Raw genomic sequence first — 261 nt, 5'->3', positions numbered from 1 at the left:
GAATTCTGCTTTTGGTTTATCTTTATCATATATAAGGGCTTGTAGCTCAGGTGGTTAGAGCGCGACACTGATAATGTCGAGGTCCGTGGTTCGAGTCCACGCAGGCCCACGGAATGCAAGAGTACAATCAGGGAAACGTTTCTGATTGAGTTTATTAACAAGAATTTTGGGGGATTAGCTCAGCTGGCTAGAGCACCTGCCTTGCACGCAGGGGGTCAACGGTTCGAATCCGTTATTCTCCACATTGCCTCAAATGAGGGG

2 tRNA genes are annotated in these 261 nt (G+C 47.9%); both read left to right on the top strand.

The window, feature by feature from the left end:
• Window positions 1-35 precede the first annotated feature (35 nt).
• A tRNA-Ile gene (locus ACQ4MZ_RS31675) sits at window positions 36-109 on the top strand.
• 59 nt (window positions 110-168) lie between these two features.
• Window positions 169-242 (top strand) — tRNA-Ala (locus ACQ4MZ_RS31670).
• The last annotated feature ends 19 nt before the right edge of the window (window positions 243-261 follow it).

This window comes from Dyadobacter sp. BHUBP1 (assembly GCF_050587785.1).
Lineage (GTDB): Bacteria > Bacteroidota > Bacteroidia > Cytophagales > Spirosomataceae > Dyadobacter.
The sequence above is the reverse complement of the archived record's forward strand: the minus strand, read 5'-3'. Positions and strand labels throughout refer to the sequence as shown.